The organism is Vibrio sp. 1978 (assembly GCF_033344345.1).
In genome coordinates, this window is sequence record NZ_JAWPOP010000011.1 from 133,200 (window position 1) to 145,978 (window position 12,779).

The following is a 12,779-nucleotide window of genomic DNA, read 5'->3' on the forward strand; positions in this document are numbered from 1 at the left end:
GTTGATACAGCAACGTTTTTGACATCTGGCACCTTGATATCATTTAGGTCTTTAAAGTGTATCTCGAACCCTAATATCGATGCTAGCCACCCTACCCTCAAAAGCAAATTTAGTTACAATAACAAAGCTTGTCGCCTCACCATAGATTTAGGGATACGGATGAACCAACTGCAACGCTTTTACCAATGGATCGCCACTTCACCTCCGCTTTTCAAGTTACGCCCTCCGTTTGCAACCTTAGAAGATGTCTCGGTCAAACCTTTGAATAGCTCAGAACAATACAATGGTAATCCGAGACTGGGTTTTTTATATCAGCACCTATGCACTGCGGCTCTTTCTAATTCAGGACGATATCAGATTATTGCCGAAGAAATTCAGTTAAACGACGCGGAAGGTAAGACCATTGGTGCTGTCGATTTGGTATTGAGGAATACAGAATCAAATCAGATAGAACATTGGGAAGTGGCGATTAAGTTTTATCTTCTTTACAACGGCATTTGGTATGGCCCGAATGCTCACGACCAGTTACATGCAAAATTGGATAGAATGCTCACGCATCAGCTGAAAATGAGCGATCGCCCGGAATTTCAAAAAATAATTCCTTTAAACGACTCTCCAGAAGAGCGCCTAATGATGCAAGGACGACTCTATATTAATCCGTTTACTCCAGAGCCAACTCCTAAGGAGTGCTTGGGTTATGAATTAAATCCAAGTCAGATTAGTGGTTACTGGTGCTATCAACGTCAATGGGATTTAATTGGTAAACCCCTTTATCATTTACATAAACCATGCTGGGCGACCGGTACAGATGATTTCTCTCAACCTATTGAAAAGCCTTTAGATCGATTCATACACGCACAAACGGAAGACGGTCAATTCTGGTTTGTGGTACCAGATTCATGGCCCGGAGATAAAGCGGTTCGGGGCACTTAAACATGAAAGGGTTGATGTTTTCACATCAACCCTTTGCTAGATACATTGACCATTGGATGTTTTACAAACCAGCGGCTGCAAACACTTGATTAACGATCTCTTGTGCTTCAGCTTCGATTTGTTTCAGATGTTCTTCACCTTTGAAGCTTTCACAGTAAATCTTGTAGATATCTTCTGTACCTGATGGACGAGCAGCGAACCAACCGTTAGCTGTCGTTACTTTAAGGCCACCAATCGCAGCACCATTGCCTGGTGCATGCGTTAGACGAGCAGTGATCGCATCACCTGCTAGAGTTTCAGCCGCAACCATTTCTGGTGACAACTTCTTCAATACGTCTTTTTGTGGGCCATTTGCTACAGCTTGAATACGGTTGTACTTCGACTCACCGTGCTTCGCCGCTAGCTCTTCATAGTAATCTTGAGGGTTCTTACCCGTTACCGCAGTGATCTCTGCTGCTAGAAGGCATAGCAAGATGCCATCTTTGTCTGTTGACCAAGGCGTGCCATCTTTACGAAGGAAAGACGCACCAGCACTTTCTTCGCCGCCGAAACCAAACTTACCAGTGTACAGACCGTCTACAAACCATTTGAAACCAACAGGCACTTCACATAGCTCACGACCTAGATCCGCAACAACACGGTCAATCAGCGCACTTGAAACTAGTGTTTTACCAACAGCGACGTCTTTACCCCACGCGTCACGATGACGGTACAAGTAGTCAATACAAACGGCTAAGAAGTGGTTCGGGTTCATCAAACCTTTTGGCGTAACGATACCGTGACGGTCGTAGTCAGGATCGTTACCAAATGCTAAATCGTATTCGTCTTTCAGTGCCAATAGACCCGCCATTGCGTAAGGAGAAGAACAGTCCATACGCACAACGCCGTCTTTATCTAGCGACATGAATTGGAAAGAAGGATCGATCGATTCACTTACTAGCGTTAGGTCTAGGTTGTATGCCTGACCAATTTGACGCCAGTAATCGATACCGCTGCCACCCAATGGATCTACACCAATCTTCAGGTTCGCTTTTTGGATTGCTTCCATATCGATAACGTTCACCAGGTCATCAATGTATGGCTTCACCAAGTCCATCTCTACAAACAGATCCGATGCTTTTGCTTCTGCTAGTGGTAGGCGTTTCACACCTTGTAAACCTTCAGCAATCAATTCGTTCGCACGATCTTCGATAGCTTGAGTCAACTCAGCTTCTGCAGGACCACCATGTGTCGGATTGTATTTGATACCGCCGTCTTGTGGTGGGTTATGTGATGGGGTAATAACGATACCGTCTGCTTTTTCATCGTGTTTGATGTTGTAAGTCAGAATCGCGTGTGAAATACCCGGTGTTGGCGTGTAACCGTTGTCTTGCTGGACAATCACTTTCACACCATTTGCAATCAATACTTCAATCACACTTGAAAAAGCAGGCTCAGATAGCGCATGCGTGTCTTTACCCACAAACAACGGGCCAGTTGTGCCTTGCTCAGCACGAACTTCTGCTACCGCTTGAGCGATCGCTAAAATGTGGTTTTCGTTAAAAGTGTGCTTGTCTGCAGTACCGCGGTGGCCAGAAGTACCAAATTGAACTTTGTGTTCTGCGTTTGCCGCGTCTGGTTGAAGTAAGAAGTAGTTAGCAACGAGTGCTGGGATATTGTGAAGATCTTCCTGCTGCGCTTTTTGCCCAGCACGAGGGTGCATAGCCATGTTTGACATCCTTTCTTTAAATACAAATAAAATTAAAAAAGCCTCATAATATCCGCTCACTGCGACGCATTATGAGGCTTCTATCAGGTTTCTTAGATTGAACCTGTTACTTTTTCTATTAAGTCAGGTTGGAACCCCATGTGTGCCATCACTTGTTCAACCATCTGTCTTTTACGACTTGTATTGTTATTCGTGATAACCCAAAACGGTGTGCCAGGAATGGCTTTTGGCTTGGTCGTATTACCGTTTGCTAGCAAGGTTTCTTCATTATCTGCAAAGTACACGCGTTTGCGTCCTTTTACATTCGTAGCCTGGGCGAAACCTTCTGGATTCAATTTATGTAAGGTCGATAATACCAACATAAAGCGATCAATCGCTTTTTTTAGACCGGCAAACTCATCAGAAATAAGCAGCGAACGCATTTCTTTCACTACATCAACAGATTCCGTTTTACCCGCATCTTTACTTACTACAATCCCTTGTGGCTTCTCTACTACAGGCGCGGCTTTAGCTTCCTGCAACTGACCATCAAGGTTTAAAAGGCGTCGCAAAATATCCGAGGCGCTTTCACCGATATGCTTAGTTTGACTAGCTATATAACGGTATAGATCCTCATCAACCTCAATTGTTTTCATTCGCTTTTCACATTCTCAATGTTTAAACTCTGGGGGATTATAACGAGATCCACGCGGATACTCCACGTTAAACCCATCACGAATAAGATAAAATGTCAGCATTACTCAACTATAAGCAGGAAGGCCAAGGCCAAACAGTTGTTTTGATTCACGGATTGTTTGGTAGTTTAAGTAATCTGGGTCTACTCGCCCGCGATCTTATTAAAGATCACACGGTGATCAGTATTGATCTGAGAAATCACGGCCTCTCTTTCCACTCCGAAGTCCATAACTATACCGATATGGCAAAAGATGTGGCTCAGCTCCTTCAGCACTTAAACGTTGAGCCATCTATTGTTATTGGTCACTCCATGGGCGGAAAAGTCGCGATGGCTCTTGTGGACATTGCTCCAAATGTAGTCAAGCAGTTAGTCGTTCTCGACATGGCGCCTGTAGCCTACACTACGAACCGTCACGATAATGTTTTTAACGGCTTACATGCTGTTATTAATGAAAAACCAGCAAATCGACAGCAAGCCATGGATATCCTAGCTCAACATATTGAACTCGATGGTGTAAGACAATTTCTCTCTAAATCACTGTACAAAAATGGCGATAAGATGGATTGGCGGTTTAACGTACCGAGCCTTTTTGAGAATTATGACCAAATTATTGGCTGGCAAGAAATCACACCAACAGATATCCCAACTTTATTTATCAAAGGCGGCGACTCTGACTACTTAATGCCAGAACATCAGCCGGCAGTGAAGCGACAATTTAACCATGCTAAAGCACACATTATCGCTGGCACTGGTCACTGGTTACACGCCGAGAAACCGACAGAAGTAATGAGAGTCATTCGAAAATACATTTCGAGTTAACAAATTCGAAAAGCAACACTAGATTATTGAAATAACCCTTCTTGTAGTGCATTAACTTTACCGTTTAACAGTGGTATAGTGCGCCCAAGATTTTTCGGCATGAAGGGCTAAAATGCTTTACGACTATATGGATATGCTCGAGTCTATTGGGCTCGATCTTCTTTTTGCTGCTATCTTTTTTTTCATCGGGATGGCGATAAAAGATGTGCTAAAGCAAGGCAATGTACCTGTTTTTGGTCGTCGTATTGTGTGGTTAGTCCTTTTCCTAGGCTGTGCTGGCTTTATTGCAAAAGGTGTAATTCAGCTAACTTGGGAAGGCTCAGGGTTAGGTTAAACCCTTAGTAGCATCGCCAATAACAAACAATGTAAAGGTATAGACTCTATGGCAAGTGTAGGTATCTTCTTCGGTAGCGACACAGGTAATACTGAAGCCGTTGCAAAGATGATTCAAAAGCAACTAGGTAAACATCTAGTTCACGTTCAAGACATCGCGAAAAGCAGCAAAGAAGACATTGATAACTTCGATCTTCTTCTTCTAGGTATCCCAACTTGGTACTACGGCGAAGCACAATGTGATTGGGATGACTTCTTCCCTGAACTTGAGCAAATCGACTTCTCTACTAAGCTAGTGGCTATCTTTGGCTGTGGCGACCAAGAAGACTACGCAGAATACTTCTGTGACGCGATGGGCACAGTCCGTGATATCGTTGAGTCTAAAGGCGGCACAATTCTTGGCCATACCTCGACAGAAGGCTACGAATTTGAAGCGTCTAAAGCACTTGTTGAAGGTGACGAAAGCCAATTCGTAGGTCTATGTATTGATGAAGACCGCCAACCAGAATTGACTGACGAGCGTGTTGAAAGCTGGGTTAAACAGATCTATGAAGAGATGTGTTTAGCTGAGCTAGAAGGCTAATCAAATTGAATGATGCAAAGACCTCCACTTGGAGGTCTTTTTGTATGTATTGTCACACAGCATCGGTAAGTACTTCCTCTTCGCGATACTGAGGTTTCTTTCTTACATAAAGCTTGCGTTGAACCTCTGAAACCACATTCCCCTGTTTATCTTTTACATGAGTAATAAACTCAGGAAAACACTTTTCTCCATTCCGTGTCATTTGATAAATGTTTTCCAGCATCCCTTCAGTGACCTCAAATTCTGCAAACAAATCACTTTGCCCCGGCTTAATAAAGTTAATGCTTGCCTCTTTATCCCACACATAATATTCCTCTCGTAGAATCCCCATCAGCATCAACGAGTAAATAGGATCAGTTAAAGAGAAAATACTGCCGCCATATTGGGTGCGATTGGCATTTTTATTCCACCAGCGAAGCTTTAAACGTACCTTTACAGTACGGAAGTCTTGAGAAATATGTAAGATTTTAATACCCGCCCCCCAAAAAGGAGGCCAAATATTGAGTGCGAACTTTACAATTCCTGGTTTGTATATCTTCGCTAGTCGCCTATTCATCGCTATCCCTGCCCTCTCCAAGCTTAATGTTACACAATTGTAACTGGTCAGAGCTGTAATATAATGGACCTGTTTCTAATTTACAAAAAGATTCTATTAACCCTTTGAAGTTCGTGGTTTAATGTTCCGAACGCTTATCCTATAATGGTAGGAAGATTGAATTCTGTTAAATCGCTGCAGATGATCCAACGGGAAAGTATATGTCAGATAATAATCAGGCGCTGAAGGATGCGGGTTTAAAAGTAACCCTTCCGAGGCTAAAAATTCTAGAAGTACTTCAGCAGCCAGACTGCCAGCACATCAGTGCTGAAGATTTGTACAAAAAGTTGATTGATCTAGGTGAAGAAATTGGCCTAGCAACTGTTTACCGAGTTCTAAACCAGTTCGACGATGCTGGTATTGTAACTCGCCACCACTTTGAAGGTGGAAAGTCAGTCTTCGAATTATCGACTCAACATCACCACGACCACCTAGTGTGCCTAGACTGTGGTGAGGTAATTGAATTTTCTGACGATCTTATTGAAGAACGTCAAAAAGAGATTGCAGCTAAGTACAATGTCACACTAACAAACCACAGCTTATACTTGTACGGCAAGTGTAGCGATGGTGGTTGTAAAGACAATCCAGATGCACACAAACCGAAAAAATAAGGGTTTGTTAATTTAAAAAGTAAACGTCAGCACATGCTGGCGTTTTTTGTTTCTAGAAGTCAGAACCTTAGACGTCAGTACTTTGGTTACAGAACAAAAGCTACTAAACACCCATCTTTTTTCTCCACAGTTTTGCACATCTATATAGCACTCTGTGGGATTAGGTATAAAAAATGCCAGCGTTTGCTGGCATTTTTTCATCGTTCTCAGCATTAATTGAGATTATTGATTCTCAATTTTTGCCCAGGTATCACGTAGACCAACCGTGCGGTTGAATACTAGATTATCTGCTGAAGAGTCTTTCGAGTCTGCACAGAAGTAACCCATACGTTCAAACTGGTAACCTTTTTCTGCTTCTGCAGAAGCTAGGCTAGGCTCGACGAAGCCATTGATCACAACTAATGATTCAGGGTTGATAGTAGAAGCAAAATCTTCCGCTGCGCCTGGGTTTGGCACCGTAAATAAACGATCGTACAGACGAATTTCCGCAGGAAGAGCTTTATCAGCTGACACCCAATGAATAACGCCTTTCACTTTACGACCATCTGCTGGGTTTTTACCTAGCGTATCTGCATCGTAAGAACAGAAGATCGTTGTGATGTTGCCTTCGGCATCTTTTTCAACGCGCTCAGCTTTGATCACGTAAGCACCACGTAAACGAACTTCTTTACCTAGCACTAAACGCTTGTACTTTTTGTTCGCTTCTTCACGGAAGTCTTCACGCTCAATCCACAATTCACGCGTGAATGGCACTTCACGCACGCCCATTTCAGGTTTATTTGGGTGGTTGGCAACTGTCAAGTTTTCTACTGCGCCTGCTTCAAAGTTTTCGATAACAACTTTAACAGGATCCAGTACAGCCATTGCACGCGGAGCGTTCTCGTTTAGGTCATCACGAATACAAGATTCTAATGAACTAAACTCGATCATATTTTCTTGCTTCGTTACACCAATACGCTTACAAAACTCACGAATAGATGCAGGTGTGAAGCCACGACGACGCAGACCTGAGACAGTCGGCATACGTGGATCATCCCAACCATTAACCAGTTTTTCAGTAACTAGCTGGTTAAGCTTACGCTTAGACATCACTGTGTATTCAAGGTTTAAACGACTGAACTCGTATTGATGTGGACGGCTTTCGATCGTGATGTTGTCTAGAACCCAATCGTACAGACGACGGTTATCCATGAATTCAAGCGTACAAATAGAGTGCGTAATGCCTTCTAATGCATCAGAAATACAGTGCGTAAAGTCGTACATTGGGTAAATGCACCACTTATCACCAGTTTGGTGGTGCGTAGCAAAACGCACTCGGTATAAAACTGGATCGCGCATGACCATGAATGAAGAACCCATGTCGATTTTAGCACGAAGACACGCTTTACCTTCTTCAAATTCACCAGCGCGCATTTTTTCAAACAACGCCAAGTTCTCTTCAACAGAACGGTCACGGTATGGACTTGGTTTACCTGGCGCCTTTAGTGTGCCGCGGTATTCACGAATTTGCTCTGGACTTAGCTCATCTACGTACGCTAAGCCTTTGTTAATCAATTCAATTGCATATTCGTAAAGCTTATCGAAGTAGTTTGATGAGTAACATACTTCACCACTCCACTCAAAGCCCAACCAGTTTACATCTTTCTTGATAGACTCAACGTATTCGATGTCTTCTTTTTCAGGGTTTGTATCGTCGAAACGCAGATTACATTGACCCTGGTAGTCCTGAGCAATACCGAAGTTCAAACAGATAGACTTAGCATGACCGATATGCAGGTAGCCATTTGGCTCCGGCGGGAATCGAGTATGCACGCTAGTGTGTTTACCATCCGCTAGATCTTTATCAATGATCTGGCGAATAAAGTTTGATGGACGAGCATCAGCTTCACTCATCTATAGCACCTCAAAAATATTAGTATTGTCAGAGAAAACGGAACCCTGTATCCAAGTATGGTTTCACAGAGTACATTGTTCCTAATGATCCACAATTCTAAGCAATTAGACAACAAGAACTCGCTCTAAAACGACAATATTTATCGAGTTAGCGTGAAAGCAAAGCAGATTCAAAGGGCCTAAACTAAAAAAGGCCTCCTGCGGAGGCCTTTTGCGATGTTGTAGTATCAATTGTTTGCAATACCAATAACAAACAATCACACCACTATTAAACAGTTAAGCTGGTAGCTGAACACCACTTAAGTCTTCATCTTTAGATACATTCTTCATCTCACCAGCAACAATCTCTGCTAGTGGACCAAGGATAACTTGTAGGTTGTTTGTACCTAGCTTCACAACTCCCATAGCTCCAAGATCTTTCAGAGTTTTCTCATTGATAACGCTCATATCTTTCACAGAAAGGCGCAAACGAGTAATACAGGCATCGATAGAACTTAGGTTGTCATGACCGCCAAGTGCTTTCAAGTACTGACGAGCAAGCTCTGAAGAATTGCTTGATCCAGCCACGTTAGATGAAGCTTCTTCATCATCTTCACGTCCCGGTGTTTTAAGGCCAAACTTAACAATCACGGTACGGAACACGAAGTAGTAAACCGCAAAGAAACCAAGACCTTGTACAATGAGCATGTACCAGTTTACCGCTAGCGGGTTACGAGTCGACAATACTAAGTCGACTAAACCAGCAGAGAAACCGAAACCTGCAATCCACTGCATTGATGCCGCGATATAAACTGATAGACCAGTCAGCGCTGCGTGAAGAACGTACAGTCCTGGAGCAAGGAACATGAATGCAAATTCAAGTGGTTCTGTTACACCTGTAAAGAATGAAGCAAACGCAGCCGCAATCATGATAGATGCCACTTTCTCTTTATTCTTTGATTTCGCAGTATGGTACATCGCTAGAGCAGCGCCTGGTAAACCAAACATCATGATTGGGAAGAAGCCCGCTTGGTACATCCCTGTAACACCTACCGTTGCCGTGCCTTCAGCTAATGATTTCGCACCGCCAAGGAAGTTTGGAATGTCATTAATACCAGCAACATCAAACCAGAACACTGAGTTTAGTGCATGGTGCAGACCAACAGGAATTAGAAGACGGTTGAAGAATGCATAAACACCTGCACCTGCTTCACCCATACCTTGAATGCTTTCTCCAAAACTGACCAGACCGCCGTAAACTGATGGCCAAACGTACATCAGGATGAACGCAATAACGATACCAGCAAAAGACGTTAGGATAGGTACAAGACGCTTACCAGAGAAAAACGCCAGTGCTTTGTGCAGCTCTACGTGAGAAAAACGGTTGTACAACTCAGCAGAAACAATACCAACCAAGATACCTACGAACTGGTTATTGATTTTACCAAATGCAGCAGGTACTTCACTTGGGTCAATGCCTTGAATTTGTGATACTGCACCAGGGGCCAAAAGCGTTGTGACAACTAAGAAGCCCACGAAGCCTGAAAGTGCAGCGGCGCCATCTTTGTCTTTAGACATTCCGTAAGCAACACCAACAGCGAACAATACTGACATGTTGTCAATGATCGCTGCACCAGCTTTAATAAGAAATGCAGCAAGTGCACTGTTTGCGCCCCAGCCATTTGGGTCGATCCAGTAGCCAATACCCATGAGTATTGCTGCTGCAGGAAGTGTGGCAACCGGCACCATAAGCGCCTTACCCACCTTCTGGAAGTATCCGAGAATGTTCACCTTAAGTTCCCCCTATAGGATTAGATGTTATGTTGAATGACTTATTTCAGCCGTCCAATTTAGTCATCCTAAGTTTATGATATTAATTTTGCTCCGCAAATTAAAAGCTCACCGTTTGTGATCATAATCACCACAATTTGCCCTTTCGGAAGGTTTTTGCTAGCGAGATCATAAAACTTATTTTATTATACGAAAAAATGGCGTTTTAAAGATAATATTCTCGCACTTTATGCAAGGCAGAATCAGTGTTATTTTGGTATCTAGGCGGGTAAATCACTGTAACTTTGCTCTGAAAAAGAATCATAAAAAACCATACAATTATTACTTTTCAGTTAGTTACTATGACAATAACATCGATAAAACGCGACTTGCTGTATGTGACTCGTTATCTAATTCAGTGATACAAACTAAGTACCCATATGACTGAAGCAGTCTCTACTTAGATAACGATATAGAAATTGAATTCTCATCTATAAGGACTAGCTGACTATGTACGCGCTAAGTAACTGTAAAATTTATACCGGTAGTGATGTTCTTACCGATCATGCGGTCATCATCGAAAACGATCTTATTCAATCTATTGTGCCGGTTTCTGAGCTACCTCAAAGCATCGAACTAAAAGACCTTGCAGGCGCTAATCTAAGTCCAGGCTTTATCGATCTGCAGTTGAACGGTTGTGGCGGTGTAATGCTAAACGATGCAATTACCCCTGAAACCATGCAAATCATGCACCAGGCAAACCTCAAATCTGGCTGTACTAGCTTCCTGCCAACACTCATTACGTCATCTGATGAAGATATGCGAACTGCAATTGCCGCAGCTCGTGAGTACCACAACAAGTATCAAAATCAATCGCTTGGTTTACACCTCGAAGGTCCTTACCTTAACGTCGCGAAAAAAGGCATCCATAACGTAGATTTTATTCGCCCATCAGACGAAAGCATGATCGACCTTATCTGCACAAACGCCGATATCGTAGCGAAAGTAACACTAGCACCTGAGCATAACGACCCAGAGCATATTGCGCGATTAAAGGCTGCTGGCATCGTAGTTTCAATTGGCCACACAAATGCAACCTACGCCGAAGCACGTAAAAGCTTTGAAGCAGGCATTACTTTTGCTACACACCTCTTTAATGCAATGACACCAATGGTTGGTCGTGAACCAGGAGTTGTTGGTGCAATTTACGATACTCCTGACGTATATGCTGGCATTATTGCTGATGGTTTTCACGTCGACTACGCAAACATCCGAATTGCTCATAAAATCAAAGGTGAAAAGCTTGTTTTGGTGACGGATGCCACAGCTCCAGCAGGTGCTAACATTGATCACTTTATTTTTGTCGGTAAGAAAGTATATTACCGAGATGGTAAGTGTGTTGATGAAAATGGCACGCTAGGCGGCTCAGCTTTGACAATGATTGAAGCAGTTCAGAATTCAGTTGAGCACGCGGGGATCGCTTTAGACGAAGCTCTACGAATGGCCACGTTATACCCAGCAACAGCAATTGGTGTTGAGGATCGCCTTGGCCGAGTTCGAAAAGGGATGGTTGCAAACCTGACTATTTTCGATCGTGACTTTAAAGTAAAAGCGACGGTTGTTAACGGACAATACGAGCAAAATTAAGCATGAATGGCGGACAGATTGGTAATGTAGATTTAGTAAAACAGCTTAACAGCGCTGCGGTATATAGGCTGATTGATCAGCAAGGTCCTATCTCCCGTATTCAAGTCGCGGACGTGAGTCAGCTCGCGCCTGCTAGTGTTACCAAAATAACCCGCCAACTTTTAGAGCGCGGCCTTATTAAGGAGGTCGCCCAACAAGCTTCAACTGGTGGTCGTCGTGCGATCTCTTTGACTACTGAAGTCAAACCTTTTCATTCGATTGCCGTTCGCTTAGGTCGAGATTACGTACAGTTCAGTTTATACGATTTAGGTGGTACCGCGCTGGCAGAAGATCAGCATGAACTGCACTACACTAACCAAGCAGACTTAATCGCAGGACTTATCGATTTATTAAAAGATTTCGTAAACCGTTGCGAAGACAAAATTGATCAACTCATCGCTATCGGCATCACTTTACCGGGCCTTGTTAACCCAACAACTGGCGTGGTCGAATACATGCCTAATACCGATATCGATAATCTTGCTCTCGGTGAAATTGTTGGAGAGAAGTTTAATACAGCATGCTTTGTTGGCAACGACGTACGTGGCATGGCGTTGGCTGAGCACTACTTTGGAGCAAGCCAAGACTGCCAGGATTCTATTTTGGTTAGCGTCCACCGCGGTACTGGCGCAGGTATTATCGTTAACGGCCAGGTTTTTCTTGGTTTTAACCGCAACGTCGGTGAAATTGGTCATATCCAAATTGACCCGCTTGGTGAGCAATGCCAATGTGGAAACTTTGGCTGTTTAGAAACCGTAGCTGCAAACCCAGCGATTATTCAACGAGTGAAGCAACTGATTACTCAAGGATACGAATCAAGCTTAACCGACCTTGAAAACATCACAATTGAAGCGGTATGTCAGCACGCAATGAATGGTGATGAACTTGCGAAACAGAGTTTAGTGCGAGTGGGCAACCAGCTAGGTAAAGCGATTGCGATTACGGTTAACTTATTTAATCCACAGAAAATTGTAATTGCTGGCGATATTACTGCAGCACAAGATATTGTTTTCCCTGCAATTCAACGCAACGTAGAGAATCAATCTCTTAAAACTTTCCATAACGACCTCCCTATCGTGGCTTCTCACATTGATAAGCAGCCAACGATGGGCGCATTTGCGATGATTAAACGCGCTATGCTAAACGGAGTTTTGTTACAAAAGTTACTGGAAGACTAAGTTTATACAACCAAT

General features: G+C 43.2%; 12 protein-coding genes. 7 read left to right on the forward strand and 5 right to left on the reverse strand.

Annotation, left to right across the window (positions count from 1 at the left end; genetic code table 11):
* Positions 1–159: 159 nt before the first annotated feature.
* Complete coding sequence (locus tag R8N49_RS12950) at positions 160–933, forward strand: DUF1853 family protein (protein WP_186584424.1); 774 nt, start codon at positions 160–162, stop codon at positions 931–933.
* Between the two features lie 61 nt (positions 934–994).
* Here the strand turns inward: R8N49_RS12950 and pgm are convergent, their stop codons facing one another.
* On the reverse strand, positions 995–2,641 hold the full coding sequence (gene pgm / locus R8N49_RS12955) for a phosphoglucomutase (alpha-D-glucose-1,6-bisphosphate-dependent) (protein WP_025766986.1): 1,647 nt from the start codon (positions 2,639–2,641) through the stop codon (positions 995–997).
* 92 nt (positions 2,642–2,733) lie between these two features.
* Positions 2,734–3,276 (reverse strand): replication initiation negative regulator SeqA, encoded by a 543-nt coding sequence (seqA, locus tag R8N49_RS12960; RefSeq protein ID WP_005382149.1) that lies wholly within the window; start codon positions 3,274–3,276, stop codon positions 2,734–2,736.
* A gap of 92 nt (positions 3,277–3,368) precedes the next feature.
* Here seqA and R8N49_RS12965 point away from each other — a divergent pair, with 92 nt between their 5' ends.
* From R8N49_RS12965 to fldA, 3 genes are all read left to right on the forward strand, one after another.
* Entirely contained in the window at positions 3,369–4,136 is a 768-nt protein-coding gene (locus R8N49_RS12965) for an alpha/beta fold hydrolase (RefSeq protein WP_017819953.1), read from the forward strand.
* Positions 4,137–4,248: 112 nt separating this feature from the next.
* Entirely contained in the window at positions 4,249–4,470 is a 222-nt protein-coding gene (locus R8N49_RS12970; RefSeq protein WP_005393038.1) for a DUF2788 domain-containing protein, read from the forward strand.
* Positions 4,471–4,518: 48 nt separating this feature from the next.
* Positions 4,519–5,052, forward strand: a complete 534-nt coding sequence (fldA, locus tag R8N49_RS12975) for a flavodoxin FldA (protein ID WP_005382146.1) — start codon at positions 4,519–4,521, stop codon at positions 5,050–5,052.
* A 52-nt stretch (positions 5,053–5,104) separates the two neighbouring features.
* On the opposite strand, the gene R8N49_RS12980 is transcribed toward fldA, so the two are convergent.
* Positions 5,105–5,608, reverse strand: a complete 504-nt coding sequence (locus R8N49_RS12980; RefSeq protein ID WP_005382144.1) for a DUF4442 domain-containing protein — start codon at positions 5,606–5,608, stop codon at positions 5,105–5,107.
* Positions 5,609–5,808: 200 nt separating this feature from the next.
* Here R8N49_RS12980 and fcrX point away from each other — a divergent pair, with 200 nt between their 5' ends.
* The gene (gene fcrX, locus R8N49_RS12985; protein WP_005382141.1) at positions 5,809–6,258 is read left to right on the forward strand and encodes a ferric iron uptake transcriptional regulator FcrX; all 450 of its coding nucleotides are present in this window, start codon (positions 5,809–5,811) and stop codon (positions 6,256–6,258) included.
* 222 nt (positions 6,259–6,480) lie between these two features.
* Here the strand turns inward: fcrX and glnS are convergent, their stop codons facing one another.
* Both glnS and nagE read right to left on the reverse strand, forming a co-directional pair.
* Positions 6,481–8,151, reverse strand: coding sequence for a glutamine--tRNA ligase (glnS, locus tag R8N49_RS12990; protein WP_005382124.1), 1,671 nt, complete (start codon positions 8,149–8,151; stop codon positions 6,481–6,483).
* Positions 8,152–8,427: 276 nt separating this feature from the next.
* Entirely contained in the window at positions 8,428–9,921 is a 1,494-nt protein-coding gene (gene nagE / locus R8N49_RS12995) for an N-acetylglucosamine-specific PTS transporter subunit IIBC (protein WP_005384985.1), read from the reverse strand.
* 489 nt (positions 9,922–10,410) lie between these two features.
* Between nagE and nagA the strand changes: the two genes are divergently transcribed.
* Positions 10,411–11,547 carry an N-acetylglucosamine-6-phosphate deacetylase gene (gene nagA / locus R8N49_RS13000; RefSeq protein WP_025766987.1) on the forward strand — a complete coding sequence of 379 codons (1,137 nt, stop codon included), beginning with the start codon at positions 10,411–10,413 and terminating at the stop codon, positions 11,545–11,547.
* Between the two features lie 2 nt (positions 11,548–11,549).
* Positions 11,550–12,764: a DNA-binding transcriptional regulator NagC gene (gene nagC / locus R8N49_RS13005; protein ID WP_025766988.1), complete on the forward strand. Its 1,215-nt coding sequence runs from the start codon at positions 11,550–11,552 to the stop codon at positions 12,762–12,764.
* Positions 12,765–12,779: the final 15 nt, after the last annotated feature.

Bases quoted from the DNA above. Each gene is read 5' to 3' on its own strand.
- R8N49_RS12965 (WP_017819953.1), top strand. From the start codon at position 3,369: ATGTCAGCATTACTCAACTATAAGCAGGAAGGCCAAGGCCAAACAGTT.
- R8N49_RS12980 (WP_005382144.1), bottom strand. From the start codon at position 5,608: ATGAATAGGCGACTAGCGAAGATATACAAACCAGGAATTGTAAAGTTC.
- glnS (WP_005382124.1), bottom strand. From the start codon at position 8,151: ATGAGTGAAGCTGATGCTCGTCCATCAAACTTTATTCGCCAGATCATT.
- R8N49_RS12950 (WP_186584424.1), top strand. From the start codon at position 160: ATGAACCAACTGCAACGCTTTTACCAATGGATCGCCACTTCACCTCCG.
- pgm (WP_025766986.1), bottom strand. From the start codon at position 2,641: ATGGCTATGCACCCTCGTGCTGGGCAAAAAGCGCAGCAGGAAGATCTT.
- R8N49_RS12970 (WP_005393038.1), top strand. From the start codon at position 4,249: ATGCTTTACGACTATATGGATATGCTCGAGTCTATTGGGCTCGATCTT.
- nagC (WP_025766988.1), top strand. From the start codon at position 11,550: ATGAATGGCGGACAGATTGGTAATGTAGATTTAGTAAAACAGCTTAAC.
- fcrX (WP_005382141.1), top strand. From the start codon at position 5,809: ATGTCAGATAATAATCAGGCGCTGAAGGATGCGGGTTTAAAAGTAACC.
- seqA (WP_005382149.1), bottom strand. From the start codon at position 3,276: ATGAAAACAATTGAGGTTGATGAGGATCTATACCGTTATATAGCTAGT.
- fldA (WP_005382146.1), top strand. From the start codon at position 4,519: ATGGCAAGTGTAGGTATCTTCTTCGGTAGCGACACAGGTAATACTGAA.
- nagA (WP_025766987.1), top strand. From the start codon at position 10,411: ATGTACGCGCTAAGTAACTGTAAAATTTATACCGGTAGTGATGTTCTT.